This window comes from Streptomyces sp. NPDC050535 (assembly GCF_044457665.1).
Taxonomy (GTDB): domain Bacteria; phylum Actinomycetota; class Actinomycetes; order Streptomycetales; family Streptomycetaceae; genus Streptomyces.
Genome location: NZ_JBITHE010000001.1, coordinates 471,641 through 498,266, shown reverse-complemented (window position 1 = coordinate 498,266; position 26,626 = coordinate 471,641). Strand labels below are relative to the sequence as shown.

Here is a 26,626-nt window from a genome sequence, read left to right as displayed (position 1 = left end):
ACGCGGGCCCGGTCCTGAACCCGGGCGCGCGTCACGGCCGGTGGGGCGGCGGGCCGTGACGGGTCCACCCGGCTGACGCGCGGCGTCAGCCGGGTGGATCCACGAACCGGCTCAGTGCGCCGGCGCCCCGATGCGCTGCCCGGCGATCTCCTCGCCCGCCTCCATGGGATGGGTCACGTCGTCCGCGTCCTGCCCCTTGCCGAGGTGGTTGAAGACGAGGTTGAGGAGTACGGCGGCCACGCATCCGGTCGAGATTCCCGAGTCCAGGACGATCTTCGCCGTCTCCGGGAACGCGTGGTAGAACTCCGGCGCGGTGATCGGAATGATGCCGACCGCCAGCGACACGGCGACGATCAGGACGTTGTTGTCCTTCTCCAGTCCGGCCCGTACGAGGGTCTGGATTCCGCTGGCCGCGACCGAGCCGAAGAGGACGACGCCCGCGCCGCCGAGCACGGGACGCGGTACGACGGCGATCAGGGACGCGGCCATGGGGCACAGGCCCATCAGCACGAGGAAACCGCCGCCCGTGGCGACGACGTACCGGCTGCGGATCCTCGTCATCGCGACCAGCCCGATGTTCTGCGCGAAGGCGCTGCACATGAAGCCGTTGAAGAGCGGGCTGATCGCCGAGCCGAGGGTGTCGGCGCGCAGGCCCGCCGCGATGGTCCGCTCGTCGGCGGGGCGCTCGACGATCTCGCCCAACGCCAGCATGTCCGCGGTCGATTCGGTCATCGACACCACCATCACCACGCACATCGAGACGATCGCCGCGATCTGGAACTGCGGCGCGCCGAAGTGGAACGGGGTCGGGAAGCCCACGACGTCCGCGTCGGCGACAGGTCCGAAGTCCGTGACGCCGAACGGGATCGCGACGAGCGTGCCGATGACGAGGCCGAGCAGTACGGCGATCTGCTTGACGAAGCCGCGGGTGAAGCGGCGCAGGATCAGCACGATGAGGAGGGTGGCGCCCGCGAGCCCCAGATAGGTCCGCGAACCGTAGTCGTGCGCGGCGGGGTCGGGACCCTGCGCCCAGCCGAAGGCGACCGGGAGGAGCGAGACGCCGATGAGGGTGATGACGGTGCCGGTGACGACGGGCGGGAAGAAGCGGACCGCCTTGCTGAAGAAGGGGGCGGCTATGAACCCGAGGACTCCCGCGACGATGACGGCGCCGAAGATGACCGGCAGCGCGTCGCTCTTGTCGTCGGTGGAGGCGACGACCGCGGTCATCGGGGCGACGCCCGCGAAGGTGACGCCGTTGACGAACGGCAGCCTGGCGCCGATCTTCCAGATGCCGAGGGTCTGCAGGAAGGTGGCGAGGCCCGCGGTGAACAGGCAGGCGCCGGTGAGGAAGGTCAGCTCGGTGGCGGAGAGACCGACGGCGGCGCCGACGATCAGTGGTGGGGCGACGACGCCCGCGTACATGGCGGCGACGTGCTGAAGGCCGCTGGTGGCCATCTTCAGGGGCGGGAGTGTCTCGTCAACTGGGTGCTTGGGCTGTCCAGTTGGTTGTGCATCGGTGCTGGGCTCGGGCTGCTGGGCGGCCACGGCGGCTCCTCCGGTCGGTTACACGTCGGCGTTGACGCGGTGTTCAGGGAGGTGATGCGCGGTCATGGGGGTCCCCCGCGCGAGCGAAGCCGAGCGTGGGGGAGGGACCGGGACGGAGACCGTTCCGGGGCGCGCACGTCCATGCGCGCCCCGGCGACGGCCGCCATGGACCCCGCTCGGGTCCACGGCTACCGGCCGGGGGCCGTCCCCCTCGGCCGGAGATCTTCAACTGTTCAGGCCTGTACGGCGAGGTGTGTCGAGCCGAACCGTCAGGCCCGCGCGGCGATCGCCGCGAGGCGCTGTGCCTGTTCCCGGGTGGAGCGGGCGATGGCGTCCTCGTCGACGTGCAGGAGCCGGCTGTCCTCGACGACCGGTCGGCCGTTGACGAGCGAGAGGGTGACCGGGGCCGCCGCGCCGAAGACCAGCGCGGTCACCGGGTCGGCGATCGAGGCGTGCGCCAGGGTGTCCAGCTTCCACAGCACGAGGTCGGCGAGCTTGCCGGGTTCCAGGGAGCCGATCTCGGCTGCCCTGCCCAGGACTTGGGCACCGCCGTAGGTGCCGAGGCGCAGTGCCTGACGGGCGTTCAGGGCGGCCTCGCGGTGTGCGCCGAGGCGGTTGATGAGGAGCGCGTTGCGCAGTTCGGTGTGCAGTTCGCCGGACTCGTTGGACGCGGTGCCGTCGACGCCGAGGCCGACCGGGACGCCGGCCGCGAGCATGTCGGGGACGCGCGCGATCCCGGCCGCCAGACGGGCGTTGGAGGACGGGCAGTGGGCGACTCCCGTCCTCGTACGGGCGAAGGCGGCGATGTCGGAGTCGTTCATGTGGACGCAGTGCGCCATCCACACGTCCTCGCCGAGCCAGCCCGTCGACTCGAAGTACTCGGTGGGGCCCATGCCGAACAGTTCCTTGCAGAACTGCTCCTCCTCCACGGTCTCCGAACCGTGCGTGTGCAGCCGTACGCCCTTGCGGCGGGCCAACTCGGCGCCCTGCCGCATCAGTTCGGTGGAGACGGAGAACGGCGAGCAGGGCGCGACGGCCACCTGCGTCATGGCGCCGAAGGAGGGGTCGTGGTGTTCGTCGACCGTCGCCTCGGTGGCCGCGAGTGCTCCTTCGAGGGTCTCGACGGCGAAGTCCGGCGGCAGCCCGCCGTCCTTCTCGCTGCGGTCCATGGAGCCGCGGGCCAGGGTGAAGCGGACACCCGTCTCGCGCGCGGCCCGGATGATCGAGCCGGACAGGTCGCCGGAGCCCTTCGGGAAGACGTAGTGGTGGTCCATGGCGGTGGTGACTCCGCCGCGGGCCATCATGCCGAGGGAGCCCTGCGCCGCCGCGTACGTCATCCGCTCGTCGATGCGCGCCCAGGTCGGGTAGAGCGCGACCAGCCAGTTGAAGAGGTTGTGGTCGGTGGCGAGGCCCCGGGTGATCCACTGGTAGAAGTGGTGGTGGGTGTTGACCAGGCCCGGGGTCACCAGATGGCCGGTGCCGTCGACGCGGCGTACGACGTTCTCCAGGCCCTCGGGGGCCTTGCCCGCGCCGACCGACTCGATGAGGTTGCCCGCGACGACGACGTGGCCCGACGTGTACTCGGTGTCACCCGCGTCCACCGTCGCGATCGCACAGTTCTCGATGACGATCCGCTGGACTTCCGCCGATGCTGCCATGGTGCGTCCTTCTTCGTTCTCGGGGGTGGGCACGGCAGGACCCTGGGAGGTTTGAGTACCGCGGCGGGGAGGCCACGGGTGCCGAAGGAGGGGGGTGCCCCCGGCCGGCCGGACGGGGACACCGGGCAGGGGTCAGAGATTGGTGAGGTCGACCGGGATCCGCGGCTCGAGGCCGTCGCGCAGGACGGTGGCCTCGATGAGGCCGTACGGGCGGTCCGCCGCGAAGTAGACCTCGTTGTCGTTCTCGAGTCCGAACGGCTTCAGGTCCACCAGGAAGTGGTGCTTGTTCGGGAGCGAGAAGCGGACCTCGTCGATCTCGCCGCGGTTGTTGATGATCCGCGAACCCATTTGGTACAGGGTCTGCTGCAGGGACAGCGAGTACGTCTCCGCGAAGGCCTGGAGCATGTGCTTCCTGACCTGGTCGTAGGACTTCTCCCAGTTGGGCATCTGCTGGTCGTCGCCCGACCAGTTGAAGCGCCAGCGGGCGGAGACCTGGGTGGCCAGGATGCGGTCGTAGGCCTCGGGCAGCGTCGTGTACTTGTCCTTGACGTAGCCCCAGAACTCGGAGTTCGTCGAGTTCATCACGACAAGGTCCTTCAGCCCCGAGATGACCTCCCATGACGAACCGTCATACGTGATCTGGGTGACCCGGGTCTCCTGGCCCTTGCGCACGAAGGAGTGCTTGACCTCGTCGGCGCCGATGAACCTCGAGTTGGCGTCCGAGGTCTCGATGCGCTCCCAGGAGTACTCCTCGATCCGGATCCGCGCCTGCTTGATCGGCTCCTGGCTCGTCACGAAGTGCCGGGCGAGGTGGATGCCGAACTGCTCGGCGGACTCGATGCCGTGCTCCTTGGCGAAGGCGTACACCGTGTTCTTGGTGGTGTCCGTCGGCAGGACGTTCGCGTTGGAGCCCGAGTAGTGGACCTCCTCCATGTCGCCGCTCAGCGCGACCGACACGTTCAGGTCCTTGATGTGATGGGTGTCGCCGTCCCGCGTGATCTTGACGACGCGGTTCTCGGCCTTGCCGTACTGGTTCTGTCCCAGGATCACAGGACGCCCAGGGCGGGAATTCTCGGTCATGTCTGCTAGCTCCCTCGGTAAACGGAGTAGCCGAACGGGTTGAGCAGCAGCGGTACGTGGTAGTGCTCGCCCGGCCTGACGGCGAAGGTGATCGCCACCTCGGGGAAGAACGCTCCGGTCGCACCGCTGTCCCGATTCGCGGGGGCGTCCTGCTGCGCATCGGCTTGCTTTTTCTCGAAGTACGCCTCGACCTCGAAGTCGAGCCGCACGTGGGTCGTCCCCTCCGGCAGCGCCGGAAGGTCCTTGCACCGGCCGTCCGCGTCGGTCGCGGAGCCGCCGAGTGCCTGCCAGTCCGCCGCACGCCCGGCGCGGGCCGCGAGTGCGACGGGGACACCCTCGGCGGGGCGCCCGGCACTCGTGTCCAGGATGTGCGTGGACACGGAGGCTGTGCGGTCGGTGCTCATGCGTCATCTTCCTGCTGTACGGGACTGGCCGGATCCGCCTGCTGTGCCGGATCCGCCGGATTCTCGCTCTGCACGAGACCGGCCAGGCGGATGCGGTTGATCTTGCCCAGCTCGGTGCGCACGATCTCACGCTCCTGCTCCGGCGAGTTGCCGATCCGTTCCTTGACCGCGTCGCGCATCTGCTCGCCGGTCCTGCCGGTGGCGCAGATGAGGAAGACATGGCCGAACCGCTCCTGGTACGCCAGGTTCAGTTCGAGCATCTCCTCCTTGAGCTGCTCGGAGGCGCCGGCCATACCGCGCTGCTCCCGCGAGGAGGTCGGGTCTCCTGGCTTGGGGCGGCCGATCGGCGGATGCCCGGCCATCGCCTGTGCCAGGTCCGCCGCGGTCAGCTCGGCCATGACGGCGTCGCTCGCGGCGAGCAGGTCGGCGAGACTTGCGAAGGGGCGGTGGGCGAGCAGTCCGCTCCCCCATGCCGATGAGGCGCACGCCTCGTGGAGGGCGGCGGCTGCCGCGTGCTCCTCCAGGGTGTTGAACCGGGCCAGGCCCGGTGTCGAGGAACTCGAAGTCACGGGAGCCTCCGTGGCCTTGTTGCTGGACGGGCTGCGGACAGCTAACGCCCTCGAAAACATCACGTCAACACTTTGTTGAAAACTTCGGGTAACAAAAACCGCCGCCCGGGCGTTCCGGGCGGCGGTGACCGACGACGGACCGAACTCGGCCGCCTCCAGGTGCGTTGCTCCTGGTCAGACGCCCTTCTCTCGGTTCAGATAGTTGTAGACGGTGAAGCGGCTCACCCCGAGGGCGCTCGCCACCGTCTCCACGCCGTGCCGGACGGAGAAGGCGCCGCGCGCCTCCAGTATCCGTACGACCTCCTGCTTGGCCTTGCGGTCGAGGTCGGCCAGCGGCCTGCCCCGCTTGCGCTCCAGGGCGGCCAGGATGTGGTCGAGCGAGTCGGCGAGCTGGGGCAGGCGTACGGCGACGACGTCCGCACCCTCCCAGGACAGCACGACGTCGTCGGCGCCGGCCTGGTCCGGCGGCAGCATCTCGCCCCCCATGGCGTCGACGAGCGGCTTGACGGCCGAGACGAAGGGGTCGTCCCCGAATCCGGTCACCGCTCCCCCTCCTCGACGACGTTCACCTGCAACGAGACCCGGGTGGCACCCGCCTCCAGGGTCCTGCGCAGCAGCGCGTCGACCGCGCCGAGCACCGCGTCCGCGCCGCCCTCCGCGGTGTTGCCGAACGGGCCGACGTCCACGGCGTCCAGCTCGGCCGCCTCGACGACCTCACGGGCGACCAGCGCGTGCGGCGGCGCCTCGTCGAGGTCGAAGGGCTCGGTCGTGAACTCCACTCTCAATCGCACGCGCTCAACCTACTGCGCGGTGTCGATTTTCCGGCAGCCCCCTCTTGACAACCCACGACACACGGCGGCAATCTTCCATTAGGCAGAAACGAACTTCCGCAATACGGAATCAATGCGGAATCGGCCAGGAACCGCCAGCACACCGACCCGCTGATACGGAAGGGAGCGCCGACCCCCATGGGATTCGCGGACCAGCGCTTCAACGTCAACCTGTCGATCCTCTTCACGGAACTCCCGCTCCTGGAGCGCCCCGCGGCCGCCGCCGCGGCGGGCTTCACGGCGGTCGAGCTCTGGTGGCCCTGGGTCGACTCCCCCACCCCCGAGCGGTCCGAGCTCGACGCCCTCAAGCGGGCGATCGAGGACGCGGGCGTCCAGCTCACGGGCCTGAACTTCTACGCCGGACAGCTGCCCGGCCCGGACCGCGGCGCCCTGTCGATCCCCGGCGAGGAGTCCACGCGGTTCCACGCCAACATCGAGGTGGCCGCGGACTTCGCCGAGTCGCTCGGCTGCCGGGCGCTCAACGCCCTGTACGGCAACCGCGTCGAGGGCGTGGACCCGGCCGAGCAGGACGAACTCGCCCTGGAGAACCTGGTACTGGCAGCCCGCGCGGCCGACCGCGTCGGCGCGATCCTGCTGATCGAGACCCTGAACAAGCCCGAGTCGCCGCGCTACCCGCTGGTGACCGCCCCGGCCGGCGTCGACATCGTGGACAAGGTCAACGAGGCCACCGGCCTGGGCAACGCCAAGTTCCTCATGGACCTCTACCACCTCTCCATGAACGGCGAGGACCTGCCGTCGGTCATCGAGCGGTTCGCCGCCAAGACCGGCCATGTGCAGATCGCCGACAACCCGGGCCGCGGTGCGCCGGGTACCGGCTCGCTCCCGCTGGCGGACCTCCTCGACCAGCTGACGAAGGCCGGTTACGAGGGCTGGGTCGGCCTGGAGTACAAGCCGGGCGACCGGCCGAGCGCCGAGTCCTTCGAGTGGCTGCCCCGGGCGGCCCGAGCCGCCCGCTGAGCGGCAACTCACCGACGTATCGCAGCAGTCAGAGAGGCACCCTCATGAGCAGCAATCCCGCAGCTTCCTCCCACCCGACCCGTCCGGCGGTTGCCTGGATCGGTCTCGGCATCATGGGCTCCCCCATGTCCGAGAACCTGATCAAGGCCGGCTACGACGTCACCGGCTTCACCCTGGAGCAGGACAAGCTGGAGCGGCTGGCCGGCGCCGGCGGCACCGCGGCGGGCTCGATCGCCGAGGCCGTGCGGGACGCCGACGTGGTGATCACCATGGTGCCCGCGTCCCCGCACGTCGAGGCGATCGCGTACGGTCCCGACGGCATCCTGGAGAACGCGCGGTCCGGCGCGCTCCTGATCGACATGTCCTCCATCACCCCGCAGACCTCCGTGGACCTCGCGAAGGCCGCCGCCGAGAAGGGCATCCGGGTTCTGGACGCCCCGGTGTCCGGCGGCGAGGCCGGCGCGGTCGAGGCCGTGCTGTCGATCATGGTCGGCGGTGAGCGGGCCGACTTCGACGAGGCCGAGCCCGTCTTCGAGGCCCTCGGCAAGACCATCGTGCTGTGCGGGCCGCACGGCTCGGGCCAGACTGTGAAGGCCGCCAACCAGCTCATCGTCGCCGTGAACATCCAGGCGTGCGCCGAGGCCGTGGTCTTCCTGGAGAAGTCGGGCGTGGACCTGACGGCCGCGCTGGACGTCCTGGGCGGCGGCCTCGCCGGCTCGACCGTACTGACGCGGAAGAAGGACAACTTCCTCAACCGCGACTTCAAGCCGGGCTTCCGTATCGACCTGCACCACAAGGACATGGACATCGTCACGGACGCCGCCCGCAACGTCGGTGCGGCCCTGCCGGTCGGCGCCGTGGTGGCCCAGCTGGTCGCCGGCCTGCGCGCGCAGGGTGACGGCGGCCTGGACCACTCGGCCCTGCTGCGGGGCGTGGAGCGCCTGTCCGGCGCACAGGTCTGACCCCTCGAGAACTTCCGGGCCACGGCGGCGCTGACACCTGTCCTGTCGCGCCCATGCGCCGCCGTGGCCCGGATCCATGCCCACCGATTCAACAAACTGTTGACGTCCGGTTCGCCCCGAACCTAGGCTCCACCCAGCGGAAGCTCCACCAGGCGGAAGAAGATTTCCGCTGCTCCTCGTACGGAAGGTCACGATGTCGAAGCGCGTGCTTACGACCGAGTCCGGCGCTCCGATCGCCGACAACCAGAACTCCGCCACCGCCGGCGTCGGCGGCCCGCTGCTCCTCCAGGACCAGCACCTCCTGGAGAAGCTCGCCCGGTTCAACCGTGAGCGCATCCCGGAGCGTGTGGTGCACGCCCGCGGCTCCGGGGCGTACGGCTACTTCGAAGTGACCGACGACGTCACGGACTTCACCCACGCCGACTTCCTCGAGTCGGTCGGCAGGCGTACCGAGGTCTTCCTGCGCTTCTCGACGGTGGCGGACAACCTCGGCGGGGCGGACGCGGTCCGTGACCCCCGCGGCTTCGCGCTGAAGTTCTACACGGAGGAGGGGAACTACGACCTCGTCGGGAACAACACCCCGGTCTTCTTCGTCAAGGACCCCATCAAGTTCCCCGACTTCATCCACTCCCAGAAGCGCGACCCGTTCACCGGCCGCCAGGAGCCGGACAACGTCTGGGACTTCTGGGCGCATGCCCCCGAGGCGACGCACCAGATCACCTACCTGATGGGCGACCGCGGCATCCCGGCCTCCTACCGCCACATGAACGGCTACGGCTCGCACACCTACCAGTGGACGAACGCCGAGGGCGAGGCCTTCTTCGTCAAGTACCACTTCAAGACCAACCAGGGCGTGCGCAGTCTGTCCAGCGAGCAGGGCGCCGAGCTCGCCGGCAAGGACCCCGACTCCCACCAGACGGACCTGCTCCAGGCCATCGAGCGGGGCATGAACCCGTCCTGGACCCTGCACGTGCAGATCATGCCGGCGGCGGAAGCGGCCGACTACCGCTTCAACCCCTTCGACCTCACCAAGGTGTGGCCGCACCAGGACTACCCGCTGCGGCGGGTGGGCCGGCTGGTGCTCGACCGCAACCCCGACAACGTCTTCGCCGAGGTCGAGCAGGCCGCGTTCTCCCCGAACAACTTCGTGCCGGGCATCGGCCCTTCGCCGGACAAGATGCTCCAGGGCCGCCTGTTCGCCTACGCGGACGCGCACCGATACCGCCTGGGCGTCAACCACACCCTGCTGGCGGTGAACGCCCCGAGGGCGACGACCGCGGACAACTACGGCCGTGACGGTCTCATGGCCGCCAACTCCCAGGGCCGCTACGCCAAGAACTACGAGCCGAACTCGTACGCGGGCCCGGCCGAGACCGGCCGCCCGCTGTCGTCCCCGCTCGCGGTGAACGGCCACACGGGCACGCACGAGGCCCCGCAGCACACCAAGGACGACCACTTCTTCCAGGCGGGCGAGCTGTACCGCCTGATGTCCGCGGAGGAGAGGTCGCGGCTGGTCGCGAACATCGCCGGCGGCCTCTCGCAGGTCTCCCGCGACGACGTGATCGAGAAGAACCTCGCCCACTTCCACGCCGCCGACCCGGAGTACGGCAGGCGCGTGGCGGAGGCGGTCCACGCCCTGCGCGAGGACTGACCTCCAACTCAAAGGCTGCGTACGGGATCTGACGGGACGTCTGATCCTGTACGCGCGCGCCCGGCGCCGACCGTGTGGACCCGGATGAGGGGTGGCCACACGGTCGGAGGGCGGGCAGGCCGAGGACCGCGGCGGTGTGTGAGCCAGTGCGGTGGTAAAGGTCCCGGGGCTTCCCTCTCGACCTGAGTGAGGGCCGCCCCGGTTCCCTCGCATCCGCCGCGGTCCCAGTCCCACAGCACGACACCGGACCAGCACGAGCACCGTGCCGGTACGAGCACCGGATCAGTACGAGCACCGGACCGGCCGGACCACCGGCCAAGTCCGGACCACCGGCTCCGTCCGGCGGCGCGAATGTCCTGTCGCGCCCAGCCTCGCGCCGTCGGACGGCAACAACCTCACAGCTCACCGGGCCGGAGCGCCGGGTACGGACGGTCCCGTACCCGGCGCTCCGCCGTGCACTCGGGGTGCGGATCGGGCCGGCGCGCAGCAGCCTGGGGGCATGGACTATCCCAGCATCGTCGTGCACACCCCTGGCCTGGACGGCTCGCGGCGGGTCACCAGGGGGAACGACACGCTCGGTGTCGCCTGTCACCTCGACGACGTCGTCGACATTCTGCGCCGCGCGGACGTCGGCCTCGGCCTCGACCTCGACGCGATCGAGGTCGAGGAGAGCGACATCATCGACTGGCAGGGCGGCGGACCCGACGAATGGCCCGGCCTGTCGGAGCACCCCGAGCGGTGAGCCACCGCGGCGCCGGACCGCCCGATACGTACGCGTCCGGGCGTAGGGGGCGTACGGAACCTCAAATCGAGCTCTGAACACTGTCCCAGGGGCTTCAACTCTCCCCGGGTGTGGGGACATTCTCGGCACATGAGGCCCGCCGGCACGGGGGCGGCGGGCCTCACTCCAGGGGGACACCATGGACAGTGCCACGCCGGCCCGACTGAAGCCGCACGCACTCGCGCTGCCGCGCGGCTTTCCGCGCGGCCGGACCCGGCCCGCCCGGCGCACACTTGACGAACTCCGTGCCCAACTGCCCGTTCCTGGCTGGCGGGAGGGACTCTCGACGGACGACATCCTGTTCGCGGTCGCCCTCCACGGCGTCGGGGCGCTCAACGTCCTCGCGCCGCGCCTGGCCCAGGACGCGGGGCTGCTGGGCGGCCCTCTGAGCACCAGGACGACCCCCGGGGCGACGGGGCCTCGTACGGGGGATGCCATGGGCGGGGGAAGCCATGGCATGCGGAAGGGGCGGCTCACCCGATGGGTGAGCCGCCCCTTGACGGTCTGACGCGCGGACCGAGGGCCCCGCGTCAGACCTTCAGTGTCCTGACCGAGGTGGGCGCGTGGCCCGGCTCGGTCGCGATCTCCTCGAACTCGACGACGTTGCTGATGTCGTTCGTCTTGCTCATCGCGATGTTGGTGACACGCTCGAGGATCGCCTCGACGACGACGGGGACCCGGAACTCGGCGGCCATCTTCTTGGCCTGCTCGAAGGCGGCACCCAGCTCGCCGGGGTCGGTGACGCGGATCGCCTTGCAGCCGAGGCCCTCGACGACCTTGACGTGGTCGACGCCGTAGACGCCCAGCTCCGGCGAGTTGATGTTCTCGAACTCCAGGTTGACCTGGAAGTTGATGTCCAGGCCGATCTGCGCCTGCCGGATGAGGCCCAGGTAGGCGTTGTTCACCAGGACATGGACGTACGGGATCCGGTGCTGGGCGCCGACGGCCAGTTCCTCGATCATGAACTGGAAGTCGTAGTCGCCGGAGAGCGCCACGACCTGGGCCTCCGGGTCGGCCTTGGCGACGCCGAGCGCGGCCGGGATGGTCCAGCCGAGCGGGCCCGCCTGCCCGCAGTTGATCCAGTGCCGCGGACGGTAGACGTGCAGCATCTGGGCGCCGGCGATCTGCGAGAGCCCGATGGTGGTGACGTACCGGGTCTCCGGGCCGAAGGCCTTGTTCATCTCCTCGTAGACGCGCTGCGGCTTGATCGGGATGTCGTCGAAGTGCGTACGGCGCTGGAGCGTCGCCCGCTTCTCCTGCGCGGAGGCGGCCCACTCGCTCCGGTCCGGCAGCCTGCCCTCGTCCTTGAGTTCGCGCGCGACCTCGACGAACAGCTTCAGCGCGGCCTTGGCGTCGGAGGCGATGCCGAAGTCCGGGGCGAAGATCTTGCCGATCTGGGTGGGCTCGATGTCGACGTGCACGAACGTGCGGCCGGCCGTGTAGACGTCCAGCTTGCCGGTGTGCCGGTTGGCCCAGCGGTTGCCGATGCCGAGGACGAAGTCGGACTCCAGGAAGGTGGCGTTGCCGTAGCGGTGCGAGGTCTGGAGGCCGACCATGCCGGCGTTCAGGTCGTGGTCGTCGGGGAGGATGCCCCAGCCCATGAGGGTCGGGACGACCGGCGTGCCCGTCAACTCGGCGAACTCGACGAGGAGTTCGGCGGCGTCGGCGTTGATGACACCACCGCCGGCGACGATCAGCGGGCGCTCCGACTCGTTCAGGAGGGCGATCGCCTTCTCGATCTGGGCGCGGGTGGCGGCGGGCTTGTACGCCTGGAGCGGCTCGTAGGTCTCCGGGTCGAACTCGATCTCGGCGAGCTGGACATCGATGGGCAGGTCGATGAGGACCGGGCCCGGACGTCCCGAGCGCATCAGGTGGAAGGCCTGCTGGAAGACGCCGGGGACCTGGGCCGGCTCAAGGACGGTGATCGCCATCTTCGTCACCGGCTTGGCGATGGAGGCGATGTCGACGGCCTGGAAGTCCTCTTTGTGGATCACGGCGGTCGGAGCCTGGCCGGTGATGCAGAGGATCGGGATCGAGTCGCCGGTGGCGGAGTACAGCCCGGTGATCATGTCGGTGCCCGCCGGCCCCGAGGTGCCGATGCAGACGCCGATGTTGCCCGGGTGGGTCCGGGTGTAGCCCTCCGCCATGTGTGAGGCGCCCTCGACGTGGCGGGCGAGGGTGTGGTTGATCCCGCCGGAGGCCTTGAGGGCCGCGTAGAAGGGGTTGATCGCCGCACCCGGGACGCCGAACGCGTTGCTGACGCCCTCGCGCTTGAGGATCTCGACTGCCGCGCGGGCAGCGGTCATACGAGCCATGGAGTACTCCTGCTTCGGCTGTCGGATTCGCGCTCCCGTCGCGCCCGCGGAGAGCTGGTGATTCCGTTTGCGGTTCCGCAGCGGCTTCCCTGTCCGAATTCCGTATTGCGGAAACTAATTTCTACTATCTGGAAGTAATGTAGGCCGGAGCGCCGAGAACCGTCAAGAGTGGGTACGGCCGGATCCGGCGGGCGGCTGTCCGGCCGTTTCCCTGTCGGAGGTCCCCTCGCTGGAGGACGATGGACGCGGTGTCCGAGAGTGACGTGACGTCCTGGAGTGGGCCATGCCCGAAAGCGTGCCGGTGCGGTGCCCGGCCTGCCGCCGAGAGCATCTGTTCGCGGCGCTGTCCTATCCCTGCGTGTGCGGCGCACCCGTCACGCCCCCGCTCGACCGCCTCGCGGAACCGGCGGCCATCACGCACCGCAGCTGGGACGAGGACTGGGTCACGGTCCGCTGTGCCGCCTGCGGCCGCGAGGACCAGTGGCCCGCTCCCGAGCTGGGCTGCGCCTGCGGGACCGAGCTGCGGATTCCGGTTCGAGGGATACGCCGCCCGCTGCGCGCGCCGCTCACACCGGGCACCGTCGCCGAGGCGAGCCCCGAAACGGACGAGGACACCTCCGTCGCTGCCAGCCCGGACACCCCCACGCACCAGCCCGACACCCCGGAGCGCAGCGCCGAGGAGACCTCACCCGTGCCGCGCCCGGCGTTCCAGCCGGTCACCATCCGTACCGCCCGGGACGCCGTCACGGCCGCCGCGCTGTATCTGCGCTGGCTCGGCTACCGGGACATCAGGCGGGCGGACCAGCGGCCCCCGACGGGGATCGGGCTGGCCGCCCACGGGATCCTGGCCCAGGTGGATCCCACGGTCCGCCCCGCCTCGCTGCGCGACGTGGAGTGCCTGTGGCTGACGGCGATGACGGAGTCCGCGGAATGCGTGTACTTCTCCCTCTCGGGCTTCGCGGACGACGCCCGCTCCCGCGCGGACACCCTCGGCGTCCCCCTCTTCGTCCTCGACCTGACGGGCACTCCCCAGCCGGTGAACAGTCCGGCCGACGAGCTCATCGCGGCCGGCGCCTGACCACCCCTCTCACTCCGCGTACGACTCCCGCAGCTCGATCTTGCGCACCTTTCCGGACACCGTCATCGGGAAGGACTCCAGGATCCGCAGCCGGCTCGGGATCTTGTAGTGCGCCAGCCGCCCCTCGCAGAAGGCCCGCAGCTCCTCCGGCGTCAGCGGGTCGGCCGGGTCGCGCGGGATGACACAGGCGAGGACCTCCTCGCCGTAGCGCTCGTGGGGGACGCCTACCACCTGGACGTCGGCGATCTTCGGGTGGGCGTACAGGAACTCCTCGATCTCGCGCGGGTAGATGTTCTCGCCACCCCGGATGATCATGTCCTTGATGCGTCCGACGATCTCGACATACCCGTCCTCGCGCATCACCGCGAGGTCGCCCGTGCGCATCCAGCGCCCCTCGTCGACGGCCTCCGCGGTCTTCTCTGGCTCGTTCCAGTAGCCGAGCATGACGCTGTAGCCGCGGGTGCGCAGTTCGCCCGCCGAGCCGCGCGGCAGCGTCACCCCGTCCACCGGGTCGGCCACCTTCACCTCGATGTGCGGCAGGACCCGGCCGACGGTGCCGGTGCGGTGCTCCAGGTCGTCGTCCCGGCGGGTCTGGAGGGACACCGGCGAGGTCTCCGTCATGCCGTAACAGATGGACACCTCCGCCATGTGCATCTCGGCGACCACCCGCTTCATCACCTCGACGGGGCAGGGCGAGCCCGCCATGATGCCGGTGCGCAGCGACGACAGGTCGTACGACGCGAAGTCGGCGAGGTTCAACTCCGCGATGAACATGGTCGGTACGCCGTACAGGGACGTGCAGCGCTCCTCCTGGACCGCGCGCAGGGTCGCCGCCGGGTCGAAGGAGGGCGCGGGAATGACCAGGCAGGCGCCGTGCGAGGTCGCCGCGAGGTTGCCCATCACCATGCCGAAGCAGTGGTAGAAGGGCACGGGGACGCAGATCCGGTCCTGCTCGGTGTAGGCGATCGACTCACCCACGAAGTAGCCGTTGTTGAGGATGTTGTGGTGGGAGAGGGTGGCTCCCTTCGGGAAGCCGGTCGTGCCCGAGGTGTACTGGATGTTGATCGGGTCGTCGCAGGACAACTCGCCCGCGCGGGAACGGAGTTCGTCCCGCAGGCCGGGTACTCCACGGCTCATCAGCGCGTCCCAGCCCGGGTCGCCGATGTAGACGGTCTGCCTCAAGTCCGGGCAGGAGCGCCGCGCTTCCCCGACCATCGCCCGGTAGTCGCTCGACTTGTGACTGAGGGAGGCGAACAGCACCGAGATCCCGGCCTGCCGCAGTACGTACTCGACCTCGTGGGTGCGGTAGGCCGGGTTGATGTTGACCATGACCGCGCCGATGCGGGCGGTGGCGTACTGGACGAGCACCCACTCCGGGCAGTTGACCGCCCAGATGCCGACGCGGTCACCCTTGGCAACACCCTCGGCGAGCAGCGCGCACGCCAACCGGTCGACGTCCGCGGCGAATCGGGCGTACGTCCAGCGTCGACCGGACGGCACGTCGACGAGCGCCTCCCGGTCGGGCCAGGCCTCGACGGCCCGGTCCAGGTTGACGCCGATCGTGTCCCCGAGCAACGCGGTCGTGCTCGTGCCGTGCGTGTACGACGGTTCGCTCACCGGAAGTCCTCCTCGCGGTACTCGGCGTCGGAGCCCGCGGCCGTGGCCTCGCGCAGCTCGATGCGGCGGATCTTGCCGGACACGGTCTTGGGGAGGTCGCCGAACTCCAGGCGGCGCAGGCGCTTGTAGGGCGCGAGGACCGTGCGTGAGTGCTCGAAGAGGACCTTGGCGGTGTCGGGGCCCGGCTCCCAGCCCGCGGCGAGGACGACGTAGGCCTTGGGGACCGCCAGGCGCAGTTCGTCCGGCGCGGGCACGACGGCCGCCTCGGCCACCGCCTCGTGCTCCAGCAGGGCGCTCTCCAGCTCGAAGGGGGAGATCTTGTAGTCGGAGGCCTTGAACACGTCGTCGGCGCGGCCCACGTAGGTGATGTAGCCGTCGGCGTCCCGGGAGCCGATGTCGCCGGTGCGGTAGTACCCGCCGGCCATCGCCTCGGCGGTTCGGTCCGGGTCGCCGTGGTAGCCGGTCATCAGGCCCACGGGGTGGGTGGAGAGGTCGAGCGCGATCTCGCCCTCGTCCACGCCAGGCGCGCCGGAGACCGGGTCGAGCAGCACGACGCGGAAGCCGGGGCTCGGCCGCCCCATCGAGCCCGTCTTCAGCGGCTGCCCGGGGCTGTTGGAGACCTGGACCGCGGTCTCCGTCTGCCCGAAACCGTCCCGGACGGTGACGCCCCAGGCGCGCCGCACCTGCTCGATGACCTCGGGATTCAAGGGCTCACCCGCGGCCACCACCTCGCGCGGCGGCGCGGCCAGTCGGGACAGGTCGGCCTGGATGAGCATGCGCCACACGGTGGGCGGGGCGCAGAACGTCGTGACGCCCGACCGGTCCATCTCCGCCATCAGCCGGCCCGCGTCGAACCGCGTGTAGTTGTGGATGAAGACGGTCGCCTCCGCGCTCCACGGCGCGAAGAGGTTGGACCAGGCGTGCTTGGCCCAGCCCGGCGAGGAGATGTTCAGATGCACGTCGCCGGGTCTGAGCCCGATCCAGTACATGGTCGCCAGATGGCCCACCGGGTAGGAGAGATGGGTGTGCTCGACGAGCTTGGGGCGGGCCGTCGTACCGGAGGTGAAGTAGAGCATCAGCGGGTCGTCCGGATGGGTGGCACCGTCGGGCTCGAAGGTGGCGTCGGCGGCGTACGCCTCCTCGTACGAAAGCCAGCCGGGCCGACCGGGGCCGACCGCGATCCGGGTGTATTCGCCCGGTACCGCCTCGAACTTCCCGGTGTCCTCCCCGCGGGCGATCACGTGCCGGACACGGCCGCGTTCGACGCGGTCGCGCAGGTCGGCGGGGCCGAGGAGGGTGGTCGCCGGGATGACGACGGCGCGCAGCTTCATCGCGGCGAGGGCCGTCTCCCACAGTTCGGCCTGGTTGCCGAGCATGACGAGGACGCGGTCCTCGGCGCGGACGCCCTGTGCGGCGAGCCAGTTGGCGACCCGGTTCGACCGCTCGGACATGTCGGCGAAGGAGATCCGGGTCGACGCGCCGTCCTCCTCCACGATGTGCAGGGCGGTGCGGAGGTTGTCCCGGGCGATGACGTCGAACCAGTCGAGCGCCCAGTTGAAGTGCTCCGGCCGGGGCCAGTCGAAGCCCTCGTAGGCCGTGGCGTAGTCCTCGCGGTGCGCCAGCAGGAAGTCCCGTGCGCCGCGGAACTGGTCCGTCGCGCTCGTCGTCACCGTCATGTGTCCTCCTCGTCACCGGACAGCCGCCTACCATCGTGTACGCCGTGATGCAGGTCTCACCACCCCCGAACGGGGGTGCGCCGCGACGAAGGGGCGAACAGGTGGAAGCCGACACAGCCGAGGCGGTGGAGATGCGGGGCGCGCTGGTCCGTCTGCGGCGCGCCACGGGACTGCCGGTCGCCTTCGGCGGCCTGGTCGAACCCGGGCGCCAACAGGTACGTATCAGCCAGCTCAGCGGCACGGCGACGGCCGCGCTCAGCGCGCTGGCGGTGTCGACGGGCAACGGCCTGGGCGGCAAGTCGATCGCGCTCGCCCGGCCCTGCGCCGTGACCGACTACTCGTCGTCCCGGCAGATCAGCCACGAGTACGACACGGCGGTCGCCATGGAAGGGCTGCGCTCGGTGCTCGCGGTCCCCGTCGTCGTACGGCGCCGGGTGCGCGGTGTGCTGTACGGCGCCCTGCGCACGGCCCAGCCGCTGGGTGACCGCACGTTCGGCGCGGCGGTCGAGGCGGCCCGGGACGTGGAGCAGGCGCTCGTCGTACGGGACGAGGCCCGGGCGCTGCTGGCGGTCGCGCGGGATCCCGGCCCCGCGGTGGGCGACGCCGCGTGGGAGGAGGTGCGGGAGGCACACGGGGCGCTGCGCGCGCTGGCGCCGCGGATCCTCGACCCGGCGTTGCGGGGCGAACTCCTCTCCGTCTGCGGGCGGCTGGCCGACGCGGCGGCACCGGAAACGGACGCTCCGCCCGTCGGTCTCGCACCCCGTGAGCTGGACGTCCTCGCGTGTGTGGCGGCCGGTGCGACGAACGCGGCGGCGGCGCGGCGGCTGGGGCTGCGCCCGGAGACCGTGAAGGGATATCTGCGGTCGGCGATGCGCAGGCTGGGCGCCCACACCAGGTGGGAGGCGGTGGTCGCGGCACGCCGGGCCGGGCTGCTGCCGTAACCTCCGGCGGATTCCTGGCGCTTTCTCATTCAAGCGGCGGCACTCTGAAATGCCTTATACCGCGAGCTTGTTATTTCCCTCACCGTCCCGACCGTCCGAAATTCAATGGGACATTGCCTAATATTGGTCAGGACACGACACACGAGGGGAGCGGTGACCGTGCGAGGGGACTTCAAGGAACCTGCGAGACCCCGCCCCGACCTGGTCATCGGCCAGGAGGAGCTCTTCACGGGGGCGCGCGAACAGCTCTCCGGCGGCGGCAGTGTGCTGGTGCACGGTCCCGCGGGAATAGGAAAGTCGACCGTCCTGCGGGCGTTGGTCGCGGAATACACCGAATCCGCACGGACTGTGTTGCGCTGCTCCGCCACCGAGTCCGAATCCCATCTCCCCTTCCTCGCACTGGCCGACCTCCTCGGTCTGGTCGTGGACGAGGTCTCCGAGCAGTTGCCGGGACCGCAGCGCACCGCCCTCGAGTCGGCGCTCACCGGCCGCGGCGAATCCACCCTGCAACGCGACGGACTGGCGCTGCGCCTCGCGGTCCTGTCGGCGTTCCGGGCGCTGGCCGCCCAGGGACCCGTACTGATCGTCGCCGACGACCTCCAGTGGCTGGACCCGGCCAGCGCGGAACTGCTCGGCTTCGCCGCCCGCCGGCTCGGCGGCATGCCCGTACGGATGCTGTGTGCCGTACGCACCGAAACGGAACCGCAAGGGCAGCAGCACGACCGATATCTACGCGCGTCCCCACCGGAGACCCTGGCCGTGCGGCTCAGCCCGCTCTCCCGTGCGCACATCGCCGAACTCCTGGGCCGGCGCGGCTACACCGGTCTGCCCCGCTCGATCGTGCGGGACATCCACCGCACCAGCGGCGGCAATCCGCTCTTCGCGCTGGAGCTGGGCCGCGCCCTCGCCGAGAGTCCGACCCCGCCAAGCCCCGGCGAACCCCTGCCGGTGCCGACCTCGCTGAGCGCGCTCGTCCTCAACCGGCTGGAGATGCTGTCCCTGGAGGCCCGCCGCACCCTGCTGGTGGCCAGCGCCGGAGCGCGGCCCACGCTGGCACTGCTGCACGCCGCGGGGCGCGCGAACGCCGAGGCGGAGACGGCGTCGGCGGCCTCGCTCGGCCTGCTGGCGACAGAGCGCGAGGCACCGGTCATCCGCTTCGCGCACCCCCTCGTGTCCGCCGCCCTGTACGCGGAGGCGAGCGCGCAGGAGCGGCGCGCCGCCCACGCCGCGCTGTCCACGGCGGCCTCCGATCCCATCGAGCGGGCCCGGCACCTCGCCCTGGCCGCCACGGGTACGGACCCGGCGGTCGCCGCCCGGCTCGGCGAGGCGGCGACGGCGGCCCGGGACCGGGGCGCGCCCTCGGTCGCGGCGGGGCTCGGGCTCCTTGCCGCCCGGCACACCCCGCCGGACACCGTGCCCGGCCCGGACGAGCGCAGACTCCAGGCGGCCGAGGACGCGCTCACGGCCGGCGAGACGGACCTCGCGCGGGACATCGCGCGCCAGGTACTGACGCGTGCCACCGCACCCGCCGACCGGGTACGGGCCTGGATGATCGTCGTCGACGCCGCCGGGCAGGCCATGGCCGAGGTCGACGCCGTCTTCCCGCAGGCGCTCGCCGACGCGGGCCAGGACCCGCGGCTGCTCGCCCTCGTCCGCTACCAACTGGCCTGGCGGGCGCTGCTCGTGGAGGGCGAGATGAGCAAGGCCCGCGAGGAGGCCGCCTGCGCCGCGGGGCTCGCGGCCCGTGCCGGGGACCGGCCCACCGAACTTCTCGCGCTGGCGTTCCAGGCGCAGATGGAGACCCTGATGGGGCATCCCGGCGCCCCGGCGACCATCCAGCGGGCGATGCGCGAGCCGCAGGATCCCCGGGTCGCGTGCGACCACAACGGCGCCGGTGCCGCCCGCGTCCGCTGGCTGATCATGGGCGACCAGCTCGCCGAGGCCCGCACGACCCTCACCGCGCTGCTGCGCGAGGTGCGCCGGCGCGGGATGGTCGAGAGCGAGGTGCACTTCCTGCGTGCCCTGGCGGAGACCGAACTGCGTTCCGGACACTGCGGCCGGGCTCTCGACCTCGCCCGCGAGAGCCTGCGGCTGGCCCGCGACACCGGGATCGGCGAGGCGGCCACCGCGATGCTGACCTCACTCGCCGAGGCCGCGGGCGGCGAGGTGGACCAGGCGCTCACGCTCGCCCAGGAGGCCGTGGACCGGGCCGAGGAGGACGGCGACCTGATGTACCTGTCGCGCGCGCTCGGCGCCCTCGGGCACGCCCAGCTCGTGGCGGGGGACGCGCCGGCGACGGTCCAGTCACTGCGCCGCGTACGGGAGTTGGAGGAGGGCCTCGGGGTCGTCGATCCGGCGCGGGGCCGCTGGCACGGGGATCTCGCCGAGGCGCTGGTGCGGATCGGCGAACACGTCGAGGCGCAGGACGTCGTCGACGCGACCCGGGAGCGTGCGCTGCGGCTCGGCCGGGAGAGCGTGCTCGCCGTCCTCGACCGCGCCGAGGCACTCGTACGCGCCGCACGCGGCGAACAGGGCCCCGCCACAAGGCAGTTGACCGCCGCTCAGGACCGGCTCGGCAAGCTGGGCTACGGACTTGAGGAGGCCCGGGCCGCGTACGCGCTGGCCGGGCTGCGCATCCTCACCCCCGGGCCCACCTCGTACGAGGAGGCGACCCGGCTCTTCCGCCGCTGCCGCGCCCTGCCGTGGCTGCGGCAGATCGAGGTGGCTGTCGCGGCACTTCCCACGCCCGCCCTGCTCGCCTCCGGCGACCTCGACGGCCTCGCGTCCGCCGCGCTCGACAGCCTCGCCGCGACCGAACGGCAGGTGGCCGCGCTCGTCATGGAGGGCGCCACCAACCGCGAGATCGCCGCGCGCCTTTTCATCAGTGTGAAGACGGTGGAGGCCACACTGACCCGGGTGTACCGGAAGTTGGGGATCCGCTCGCGGGTGGACATAGTCCGGCTGGCGGTCGGGCACCGGCCGGGCTGACGTCCAGTCGTGTCCGGGGGCCGCGCCCCCTCCCCCGGATACCGGACCAACCGGACGGCAACACAAGCTAAACCCAGCTGCCCCACAGCAAGGGTTATCCCTCCCCCGACTCCACTAGGGGGTTCCCTCATTGGAGATGGAGGGCTTCCGCTTCTAGCCTGATCCCAGTGCCGCTCGCCCGGGCACACGGCGCCGGCCCCACCGACACCGTGCAGCACCCCCCACACCCGCGCGTCCCCCCACCGGCAACCTCCGAGGAGAACCATGTTCGGGCTCAACCGCGCCAAGAAGACCGCCGCGCTGTGTGTGGCGACGGCCGCCGCCGCCACGACGGCACTGCTCGGCGCACCCGGTGCCGTCGCCGCCCCCCAGCCGATCGTCGGCGGTACGACGACCACCACGACCGCGTACCCGTTCGTCATGCAGATCACGGACGCCTCGCAGAACCAGTTCTGCGGCGGCACGCTCGTCTCGGCCACGAAGGTCGTCACCGCCGCCCACTGCATGGTCGGCGAGACCACCAGCAGCGTCCGCGTCGTCGGCGGCCGCACGTACCTCAACGGCACGAACGGCACGGTCAGCAGAGTCAGCAAGATCTGGATCAACCCCAGCTACACGGACGCCACCAACGGCGACGACGTGGCCGTACTGACCCTGTCGACGGCGATGTCGTACACCCCCGCGTCGTACGTCACCTCCTCGCAGACCAGCGTGTACGCGACCGGCGCCACCGCCCGCGTGCTGGGCTGGGGCACCACCTCCGAGAGCGGCAGCTCCTCCAACCAACTGCGGACCGCGACCGTCCCGATCGTCTCCAACACCAGCTGCGCGAGCTCGTACGGCTCCGACTTCATCGCCAGCGACATGGTCTGCGCCGGATACTCCTCCGGCGGCGTCGACACCTGCCAGGGCGACAGCGGCGGCCCGTTGCTCATCGGCGGCGTCCTGGCAGGCATCACCTCCTGGGGCGAGGGCTGCGCCGAGGCCGGCTACCCGGGCGTCTACACCCGCCTGACGACCTTCTCCAGCCTGGTGACCACGCAGGTCAACTCCTGATCCGCAGGTCAACCCGCCCTCACCGATGAACTCCTGAGTACCCCTCAGGTGCAAGCCGGGGGGCGTTGCGGGCCTCCACGAGCGGCCCGCAGCGCCCCCTCTCCACTACCTGCCCGTCGGCGGTCGGCTTCCCCCACAGCCCCAACCGCCGACGGGCACACCCCTGTCGGGACGCCCGCGACAGGCCCCTCCTTCGGCGAGTGCCACCGCGGACAGGCTGCTTGAATGGCCTCCATGGTGTCCACGGACCGTTTCCTGGCCTTCGCCGCGATGTCTCTGCTGGTGATCGCGATCCCGGGCCCGAGTGTGCTGTTCGTCATCGGACGGGCACTCGCGCACGGCCGGCGCACCGCCGTGGCGACGGCCCTCGGCAACGTCGTCGGCTCGTATCTGCTGGTCGTCGCGGTCGCTGTCGGCATCGGTTCACTGGTCGAGCGCTCGGTGACGGTCTACCTGGCCGTGAAGCTGGCCGGGGCCGCCTACCTCGTCCTGCTCGGCGTGCAGGCGTTCCGGCACCGCCGGGAGCTCACCGTCTCGGCGATCACCCCGGGGACCGCCACCGCCCCGGCCCGCGGGGATCTCCGTACGGTCCTCGACGGCGTACTCGTCGGCGTCACCAACCCCAAGGGCATCGTCTTCTTCGCCGCGGTACTCCCCCAGTTCGTGGACCACTCGGCGGGCCGACTTCCCTTGCAGATGCTCCTGTTGGGCCTGGTGCCGATCTCCATCGGCCTCGTCACGGACACCCTGTGGGGCCTGACCGCGTCGGCCGCGCGCACCTGGTTCGCCCGGTCGGACCGCCGCCTCGCGCTGATCGGCGGCGCGGGCGGCTGCACGATGATCGGCCTGGGTGTGACGGTGGCGGTCACGGGACGGGACTGAGGCCGTACGGCACGGGCTCTCAGGCCCTACCCGAGGACCGTCCCGAACCGGATGTCGCCGGCGGACGCCGACGTGCCGGCCATCACCCCGGCCATCCGCGCGGCCTCCGCCACGATCTCCTTCCGCTGGGCCTTCGTGAGTGTGCCGAAGGGCTCGATGGTCAGCGCCTCTTCCTCCTGCCGCCACAGGCCCGCCACGAATCCGTCGACGAGCAGCACGCAGTACGCCTGGTTGCCCTTCCAGGTGCGGCCCTTGAGGTCGGCGGGCACCAGCCGGGAGCGGTCGGCGTGCGAAAGGAGCAGGTTGTCGAACTCGGGGAGGAAGCGCGGCGGGGCCGGGGTGTCGGCGTCCGGGCGGGGCGCGTCGGGGAGGTCGAAGAGCTCGACGCCGTTCTCGTCGCGGAAGGTGAGGAGTTGAGGGCGGAGCCGTTCAAAAGCCTCGCGCAGCCGGGTCAGGCCCGCCCAGGTCTGCATGTCCTTGACGGAGGCGGGGCCGAAGGCGGCGAGGTAGCGCAGGACGGTCGCGTCGGGGGCGGGCGTCGGCTCGGACGGGCGGTCGAGCCAGTGCTCGGCGGTGGTGAGCGCGACCTGGCCGCTCCTGCCCCACAGGCCGCGCGGGGTGACCTGGACGAGCGGCAGCCGGCAGCGGGCGGCGACGGAGAGCGCGAACGGGTCGGCGTCCGGCCACTCGGCGAGCAGCGCCTCGCGCAGTTGCCTCATCGTGCGCGGCTCGGCCTCCACCAGCTCCCGGCTGATCGAGGCGAGCCGGTCCAGGTCGACGCCTTCGAGCCCCTTGCGGAACTGGTTGAGCTCCCGCTCGCGCGCCGCCTGCACCAGCGGGCGCAGGGTCAGGGCGTCGTCGGCGGTGTGGGTGTGGATGGTGGAGCGCATGGTGACGAGGCGGACGGTCTCGCGGTCGGCCATGAGCCGCGACAGCGCCTCGGGGGCGAAGCCGTCCAGTCGGGCGGCGAGCGCGTAGTACGGCGGTTTGACGTTCTGCGCCTGGAGACCGAGGAGGTGCCCGACGGCCTCCTTGGTCCCGAGCTCGGACCGGTGCAGCAGGAGCTGCCGGGCGAGGGTCGCGCGGTTCAGGGCGCGGGTGCCGAGCACGGGGGCCGCGGAGGTCTTCGTCGTCATGCTCCGCACGTTAACGGGACTTGCGGACAGGTTCTGTCCTCATTTCTTGGGGAATCCGTACCTCGGCGGTGTCCCACCCCCGCGCCGAGGACTTTTGACCCGTATATCCTGCTCCGTGATCACCAAGACGTACGTTCGATCGCATACGCGCCTCGTACGTCATGCTTCACACCTCACGCTCCACACCGCACACCGCACGCTTCACACGACGACAGACGACAGCGGAGGCAGCCTCGATGTCCGAGCGACGTGCTCGCCCAGCCTCGAGGGGCGCCAGGAAGTCCGTCTGGCGACGGGCCCTGACCCCACCGGCCGGGCCGCCCGCCCCGGCGCCGACGCCCCGGCCCGACCCGTCGCCGCCGGACCCCGCCGAGGACGGCAGCGTCGTACAGGCGGCGCTCTACCGTGACGGCGTACGCGTCGCGACACCGGAGACCCTCGCCGACACCTTCCGCGAGCTGCGAGAGCAGCCGGACGGCATGGCGTGGATCGGCCTCGCCCGCCCGACGGAGAACGAACTCCTGTCCCTGGCGGCCGAGTTCGACCTGCATCCGCTCGCGGTCGAGGACGCGATGGAGGCGCACCAGCGCCCGAAGCTGGAGCGTTACGGCGAGACGCTGTTCGTCGTCCTGAGCGCGGCGCGTTATCTGGACGCGCTGGAGGAGGTCGACTTCGGCGAGCTGCACGTGTTCGTGGGCCCCGACTTCGTGATCACGGTCCGGCACGGCGCGGCGCCGGACCTATCGGCGGTGCGCCGCCGCATGGAGGACACTCCCGAGCTGCTGAAGCTCGGCCCCGAGGCGGTCCTCTACGCGATCCTCGACTCCGTGGTCGACGGCTACGTCCCGGTCGTGTCCGGCGTCCAGAACGACATCGACGAGATCGAGACCGAGGTCTTCCGCGGCGACCCCGCGGTGTCCCGCCGTATCTACGAACTCTCCCGGGAAATGGTCGAGTTCCAGCGCGCCACCCGCCCGCTGGTCGGCATGCTGCACGCCTTGATCGCCGGCTTCGCCAAGTACCGCACCGACGAGGAGCTCCAGCGCTACCTCCGCGACGTCGCCGACCACGTCACCCACACCAGCGAACGCGTCGACGGCTTCCGCCAGGCCCTCACCGACATCCTCACCGTCAACGCGACCCTGGTCACCCAGCAACAGAACGCCGAGATGCGCGCGTTGGCGGAGGCGGGCTTCGAACAGAACGAGGAGATCAAGAAGATTTCTTCTTGGGCGGCGATTCTCTTTGCTCCGACGCTGGTCGGCACGATCTACGGGATGAACTTCGATCACATGCCGGAGTTGCACTGGGTGCTCGGATACCCCTTCGCGATTCTTCTAATGGCGGTTGTTTGTACCAGTTTGTACGTCATCTTCAAGCGGAGGGACTGGCTCTGAGTAATAGCCCGACGAGACGCTGCTGCGCGGCAGTACGGCTCCGATCGCTGGCTCCGACGATGCCTTCGAGGTCGCTGGGGAGAATCTGGGGAGAATGAGCCGCGTTCCGATTCTCGCGATCGCGGGCGTTGACTGCGGATGCCTCAGCGCTGAGGCGCAGGCGGGGAGCAGTGACCAGCACGGAGAGTAGAGAACTTCCTCTGTGGAACGCCGAAACGGGTGGGCACAGCAGATCGCTGTGCCCACCCGTTTCGTGGGTCGTGTGAAGAGGACGTCTACTCGTCCAGTACAGATTGGCCGAGCAAAGCGTCGATGGCCCCGCGCCCCTTCCCTCCGGCCTCCGGCATGAAGTGGGCGTAGTAGTCCAGGGTGATCGTCGGGCTCGAAGGCCGAGCCAGCGGGTGAGGGTCACGACGGACTCGCCCGCTTCGAGGATGACCGAGGCGTACGTGTGCCAGAGCACGTGGAAACCGTCCTTGCGCGACGCCTTCCACCGCTCGCCCTTCTGCCGCGTGGGGATGACACCGACGGCCGCCAGGGCCGACTTCCACACCTCGACGTTGAAGATGTTCGCGCGCAGGGCGTTGCCGTACGTCGTGGTGATGACGAGCAGGAACTTCTTCGTCTCCCGGTCGGGCTCCGGGCCACCCCACGGCAGCTCCACCTCGACCGCCGGGTACTCCATGAAGTACTGGGCCAGGGCCGCCGCGACCGACGGAGGCATGTCGACGACACGGGTCTTGCCACCCTTCGGCAAGGTGAAGTACAGCCGCCCGCGCAGGAGTTGGACCTGCCGGCGGATGCGCAGGACTCCACGAGCGAAGTCGACGTCCTCCGGCGACAGCCCGAAGACCTCGCCCTGCCGAAGCCGCAGCCCAGCGCGAGCACGACTGCGATGCGGTACCGCGCTTTGATCGCCTCCCGTACGCGCTACGCGGTCTCCAGGGGCCAGGCTGGTTTCTGATCCTCCGGCGCCTTGGGCCACCGCACGGACCTGGCCCGCATCGGATTGCGCACCAGGCGCTTGTCGTCGATGGCGGTCTCGAAGATGTTCGAGAGCGAGCCGAGGATCTGCCGGGCGT

The 26,626-nt window shown here is 70.5% G+C and carries 23 protein-coding genes; 11 read left to right on the top strand and 12 right to left on the bottom strand.

The genetic code is table 11. From position 1 onward, the window contains the following. Nucleotides 1–111: 111 nt before the first annotated feature. From ACIBLC_RS02065 to ACIBLC_RS02035, 7 genes are all read right to left on the bottom strand, one after another. Nucleotides 112–1,455, bottom strand: coding sequence for a nucleobase:cation symporter-2 family protein (locus ACIBLC_RS02065; protein ID WP_399209253.1), 1,344 nt, complete (start codon nucleotides 1,453–1,455; stop codon nucleotides 112–114). Nucleotides 1,456–1,814: 359 nt separating this feature from the next. Further along, nucleotides 1,815–3,203, bottom strand: a complete 1,389-nt coding sequence (locus tag ACIBLC_RS02060) for an 8-oxoguanine deaminase (protein ID WP_399208669.1) — start codon at nucleotides 3,201–3,203, stop codon at nucleotides 1,815–1,817. A gap of 132 nt (nucleotides 3,204–3,335) precedes the next feature. Continuing rightward, a complete protein-coding gene (gene pucL / locus ACIBLC_RS02055) occupies nucleotides 3,336–4,283 on the bottom strand; it encodes a factor-independent urate hydroxylase (RefSeq protein WP_399208668.1) in 948 nt (315 codons plus the stop codon). 5 nt (nucleotides 4,284–4,288) lie between these two features. After that, a complete protein-coding gene (uraH, locus tag ACIBLC_RS02050) occupies nucleotides 4,289–4,687 on the bottom strand; it encodes a hydroxyisourate hydrolase (protein ID WP_399208667.1) in 399 nt (132 codons plus the stop codon). Continuing rightward, nucleotides 4,684–5,256 carry a 2-oxo-4-hydroxy-4-carboxy-5-ureidoimidazoline decarboxylase gene (gene uraD, locus ACIBLC_RS02045; protein ID WP_399208666.1) on the bottom strand — a complete coding sequence of 191 codons (573 nt, stop codon included), beginning with the start codon at nucleotides 5,254–5,256 and terminating at the stop codon, nucleotides 4,684–4,686. The genes uraH and uraD overlap by 4 nt, the downstream gene beginning before the upstream one ends. Nucleotides 5,257–5,430: 174 nt before the next feature. After that, nucleotides 5,431–5,799 (bottom strand): helix-turn-helix domain-containing protein, encoded by a 369-nt coding sequence (locus tag ACIBLC_RS02040; protein ID WP_399208665.1) that lies wholly within the window; start codon nucleotides 5,797–5,799, stop codon nucleotides 5,431–5,433. Continuing rightward, complete coding sequence (locus tag ACIBLC_RS02035; RefSeq protein ID WP_399208664.1) at nucleotides 5,796–6,047, bottom strand: hypothetical protein; 252 nt, start codon at nucleotides 6,045–6,047, stop codon at nucleotides 5,796–5,798. The genes ACIBLC_RS02040 and ACIBLC_RS02035 overlap by 4 nt, the downstream gene beginning before the upstream one ends. Before the next feature lie 177 nt (nucleotides 6,048–6,224). Here ACIBLC_RS02035 and ACIBLC_RS02030 point away from each other — a divergent pair, with 177 nt between their 5' ends. From ACIBLC_RS02030 to ACIBLC_RS02010, 5 genes are all read left to right on the top strand, one after another. Further along, nucleotides 6,225–7,064, top strand: coding sequence for a TIM barrel protein (locus tag ACIBLC_RS02030; RefSeq protein ID WP_399208663.1), 840 nt, complete (start codon nucleotides 6,225–6,227; stop codon nucleotides 7,062–7,064). A 44-nt stretch (nucleotides 7,065–7,108) separates the two neighbouring features. Beyond that, on the top strand, nucleotides 7,109–8,026 hold the full coding sequence (locus ACIBLC_RS02025) for a 2-hydroxy-3-oxopropionate reductase (protein WP_399208662.1): 918 nt from the start codon (nucleotides 7,109–7,111) through the stop codon (nucleotides 8,024–8,026). 193 nt (nucleotides 8,027–8,219) lie between these two features. Then, nucleotides 8,220–9,677 (top strand): catalase, encoded by a 1,458-nt coding sequence (locus tag ACIBLC_RS02020; RefSeq protein ID WP_399208661.1) that lies wholly within the window; start codon nucleotides 8,220–8,222, stop codon nucleotides 9,675–9,677. A gap of 499 nt (nucleotides 9,678–10,176) precedes the next feature. After that, complete coding sequence (locus ACIBLC_RS02015) at nucleotides 10,177–10,419, top strand: hypothetical protein (protein WP_399208660.1); 243 nt, start codon at nucleotides 10,177–10,179, stop codon at nucleotides 10,417–10,419. Nucleotides 10,420–10,597: 178 nt separating this feature from the next. Further along, nucleotides 10,598–10,966 (top strand): hypothetical protein, encoded by a 369-nt coding sequence (locus ACIBLC_RS02010; RefSeq protein WP_399208659.1) that lies wholly within the window; start codon nucleotides 10,598–10,600, stop codon nucleotides 10,964–10,966. 22 nt (nucleotides 10,967–10,988) lie between these two features. Here the strand turns inward: ACIBLC_RS02010 and gcl are convergent, their stop codons facing one another. Beyond that, nucleotides 10,989–12,773, bottom strand: a complete 1,785-nt coding sequence (gene gcl / locus ACIBLC_RS02005; protein ID WP_399208658.1) for a glyoxylate carboligase — start codon at nucleotides 12,771–12,773, stop codon at nucleotides 10,989–10,991. Nucleotides 12,774–13,056: 283 nt separating this feature from the next. On the opposite strand from gcl, the gene ACIBLC_RS02000 reads away from it, so the two are divergent. Next, complete coding sequence (locus ACIBLC_RS02000; RefSeq protein ID WP_399208657.1) at nucleotides 13,057–13,851, top strand: hypothetical protein; 795 nt, start codon at nucleotides 13,057–13,059, stop codon at nucleotides 13,849–13,851. Nucleotides 13,852–13,860: 9 nt separating this feature from the next. Here ACIBLC_RS02000 and ACIBLC_RS01995 read toward each other — a convergent pair whose 3' ends face one another. Both ACIBLC_RS01995 and ACIBLC_RS01990 read right to left on the bottom strand, forming a co-directional pair. Further along, nucleotides 13,861–15,468, bottom strand: a complete 1,608-nt coding sequence (locus ACIBLC_RS01995) for an AMP-binding protein (RefSeq protein ID WP_399208656.1) — start codon at nucleotides 15,466–15,468, stop codon at nucleotides 13,861–13,863. After that, a complete protein-coding gene (locus tag ACIBLC_RS01990; protein ID WP_399208655.1) occupies nucleotides 15,465–17,144 on the bottom strand; it encodes an AMP-binding protein in 1,680 nt (559 codons plus the stop codon). Before ACIBLC_RS01990 ends, ACIBLC_RS01995 begins: the two co-directional genes overlap by 4 nt. Before the next feature lie 131 nt (nucleotides 17,145–17,275). On the opposite strand from ACIBLC_RS01990, the gene ACIBLC_RS01985 reads away from it, so the two are divergent. The 4 genes from ACIBLC_RS01985 (at nucleotide 17,276) to ACIBLC_RS01970 (ending at nucleotide 23,011) form a co-directional block, all read left to right on the top strand. Next, nucleotides 17,276–18,085, top strand: coding sequence for a response regulator transcription factor (locus tag ACIBLC_RS01985; RefSeq protein WP_399209252.1), 810 nt, complete (start codon nucleotides 17,276–17,278; stop codon nucleotides 18,083–18,085). Between the two features lie 153 nt (nucleotides 18,086–18,238). After that, a complete protein-coding gene (locus ACIBLC_RS01980) occupies nucleotides 18,239–21,073 on the top strand; it encodes an AAA family ATPase (protein ID WP_399208654.1) in 2,835 nt (944 codons plus the stop codon). A gap of 264 nt (nucleotides 21,074–21,337) precedes the next feature. Beyond that, entirely contained in the window at nucleotides 21,338–22,129 is a 792-nt protein-coding gene (locus ACIBLC_RS01975; protein WP_399208653.1) for a S1 family peptidase, read from the top strand. Nucleotides 22,130–22,363: 234 nt separating this feature from the next. Further along, the gene (locus ACIBLC_RS01970; RefSeq protein WP_399209251.1) at nucleotides 22,364–23,011 is read left to right on the top strand and encodes a LysE family translocator; all 648 of its coding nucleotides are present in this window, start codon (nucleotides 22,364–22,366) and stop codon (nucleotides 23,009–23,011) included. Nucleotides 23,012–23,037: 26 nt separating this feature from the next. On the opposite strand, the gene ACIBLC_RS01965 is transcribed toward ACIBLC_RS01970, so the two are convergent. Further along, complete coding sequence (locus ACIBLC_RS01965; protein WP_399208652.1) at nucleotides 23,038–24,147, bottom strand: winged helix DNA-binding domain-containing protein; 1,110 nt, start codon at nucleotides 24,145–24,147, stop codon at nucleotides 23,038–23,040. Nucleotides 24,148–24,383: 236 nt separating this feature from the next. Here ACIBLC_RS01965 and ACIBLC_RS01960 point away from each other — a divergent pair, with 236 nt between their 5' ends. Continuing rightward, complete coding sequence (locus ACIBLC_RS01960; RefSeq protein WP_399208650.1) at nucleotides 24,384–25,544, top strand: magnesium and cobalt transport protein CorA; 1,161 nt, start codon at nucleotides 24,384–24,386, stop codon at nucleotides 25,542–25,544. Here the strand turns inward: ACIBLC_RS01960 and ACIBLC_RS01955 are convergent. After that, nucleotides 25,522–26,529: a hypothetical protein gene (locus tag ACIBLC_RS01955; RefSeq protein ID WP_399208649.1), complete on the bottom strand. Its 1,008-nt coding sequence runs from the start codon at nucleotides 26,527–26,529 to the stop codon at nucleotides 25,522–25,524. The genes ACIBLC_RS01960 and ACIBLC_RS01955 overlap by 23 nt on opposite strands. Nucleotides 26,530–26,626 lie beyond the last annotated feature (97 nt).